This window comes from Burkholderia sp. BC1 (assembly GCF_052683555.1).
In genome coordinates this window covers 1-1,859 of record NZ_JBQYLP010000164.1, presented here as the reverse complement: position 1 = coordinate 1,859, position 1,859 = coordinate 1, and the positions used below count along the sequence as shown (strand labels likewise).

The 1,859-nt window shown below is 58.9% G+C and carries 1 protein-coding gene; it reads right to left on the bottom strand.

Annotation, left to right across the window (positions count from 1 at the left end):
* Window positions 1-49: 49 nt before the first annotated feature.
* Window positions 50-1,411: an IS110 family transposase gene (locus tag ACSHSS_RS30110; RefSeq protein WP_011875602.1), complete on the bottom strand. Its 1,362-nt coding sequence runs from the start codon at window positions 1,409-1,411 to the stop codon at window positions 50-52.
* Between the last annotated feature and the right edge of the window lie 448 nt (window positions 1,412-1,859).

Sequence of the window (1,859 nt, the reverse complement as noted above, 5' to 3'; positions counted from 1 at the left end):
TGATCTCGTACCGACTGTCAACGCATGTTCGCGGCTTCGGAGCAGGGCTCTACGCCGGTTCGGGCATAGGCTGGTTGCGGCGAGACTGGCGGACCTCGAGCGGCACTTTGAATTGCGCAGCAACGATACGTTTGCCCTCTTGGACGGAAATCGAGTTACCTTCCTGATCTCGAAGCACGTACGGCTCGCCGGTCTTCAACACGCGATAGATCCGGTTGATCAAGCGCGTCGCAACTGCGCAGATGGCTTGCTTGTGGTGATGCCCTTTGTTCACCATAAGACGCCAGTACACGGCGGCAAGATCTGGATCGATCTTTCGTGCAACGTCCGCAGCGATGTACAGCGCCCGCTTGACGCGATCACTACCACTCTTTGTCAGCCTTTGACCGGGCTTCTCTATACCACCGGACGAACTTCTGGTAGGAAACATACCGCAGAATCCGCGTATGTGATCTTCGTTACGGAAGCGTTTCGCGTAGCCGAGTACGCCGATGAGCAGCGGAGCCAAGGTCGCCCCTATGCCAGGAATAGATCGAAGCGCATCGGACGGATGCACCCGCTGATAGATCTGCTCCACTTCACGCTCGATCGCGCGGACGTGGCGATCCCACAGTCGCAAATGTTCGACTTCTTGCGCCACCTCGAATTGCAAAGCGGTGAAATCGACGCTATCGCCGTGGAGCTCAATGGTCTCTTCGGCCGCTGCCTTAAGTTTCTCGACCAGCGAATCGATGAAGGGGCCGCTCTTGGGATGATTCCCTGAGGCGTGTTGTGACAGGAATCGGGCGAGCACATCGCGTCGCATGGCTACGACCTTGCGCGGATCCAACAGCTCGCCGAGAATTGCTAGCGTGAGTTGCGTGACCGTATCGGGCAACACAGGCTCAAGCGCCGGGCACGCCCAGCGGATGAGGTCAAGAACGCGGCGCCGCGCGGAACACACTAGCTCCTGATAGCGGTGACGCTGTTTGGTCAGTCGTTGTAGTGAATGTTGCTCGGGCCCTGGCACATGAACTGGGTCGAGGCCACGGCCACCAAAGCCGGGTATTGCGCCCAATACATGTGCATCGGCCGCGTCGGTCTTGGCATGCTCGCTGAGGTATTTGCGTAACGCCTTCACGCGCTGACCCTTGACCCGAATGACTTTGATTCCGGCACGCTGCAGCCAGTTGGCCACCGGAAACCATGCCATGCCGGTTGGCTCCATCACGGCTGTGATCGGCGTATCGGCGCCGACGCCGCTCTTGATGGCTGACACGAAACGCCTGAGGTCGGTTGACGTCAAACGGAAGCGGATCGGTTTGCCAATTGCACGTCCATCATCGAAGATCTGCGCGACCTGAACTGCACTTATTGCCAGATCGATGCCGACGGTCCGGTGACGCACGGGTGCATTGCTGATAGAAGCCATGAGTTATTGTTCTCCTTATCAACGAATCAGAGGGCTCGTCGCTGGGCAGCACTGCCAGGTGTTTCATTCGTGGCCGCTTGAAACTCGCAGATTCATGCGCCACCATCTCGTTACTCTTGCCTGCGCCAGCCCGAACCCCGCAACCATGGGCTTCACATCGTCGGGACGAACTTTGCGGGCTCTCCCACGTTCTTAAGGTCGCCGGGTCCGGTGCCCGCAGGCAAGAGTACCAGCGAGCGAGCGGGCGGAGTTGAACGGCGAGTCAGAAGCGACAGAAGCTCGGCCTCATACTCTTGCCCCTCGGCGTACGTCCTGCACCCCGATTCAGACAAGAAGCTATCGAATTCGACGGTGCGAAGGTCGACCCGCGATCACTTCGTCGAGGCGCCCTGAAGCCCTATCATCGACTTGCCCCTCGGCGTCAACCCCGCACTGCTATAGATACCTG